We start from the raw sequence: 214 nt of genomic DNA on the forward strand, positions 1-214 counted from the left end.
CTCGTCGTTCTCCACCCGCTCGCTGCGGTCGTGGCCGACGAAGGTGCTTTCGTCGTGGTTGACCCGGATGTTCTGGTCCTTCTGGGCGTGGACGAAGATCTCTTCCTGGCCGTGTTCGTCCTCGAAGCGCAGTTCGTTGTAGCCCTCGCCCTTGTGGGTCTGGCTCTTGATGGTCATCCGCGTCTTGTGGCGCGGCAGTTCGTAGGGCGGGCGG

Annotated in this window: 1 protein-coding gene; it reads right to left on the reverse strand. The window is 63.6% G+C overall.

Annotated features, from left to right (window positions below; translation table 11 throughout):
- On the reverse strand, nucleotides 1-214 hold a 214-nt coding region (locus PSEWESI4_RS24970), incomplete at both ends, for a bacteriophage T4 gp5 trimerisation domain-containing protein (protein ID WP_408004336.1).

The sequence above is a fragment of the Zestomonas carbonaria genome (assembly GCF_904061905.1).
Taxonomy (GTDB): Bacteria; Pseudomonadota; Gammaproteobacteria; order Pseudomonadales; family Pseudomonadaceae; genus Aquipseudomonas; species Aquipseudomonas carbonaria.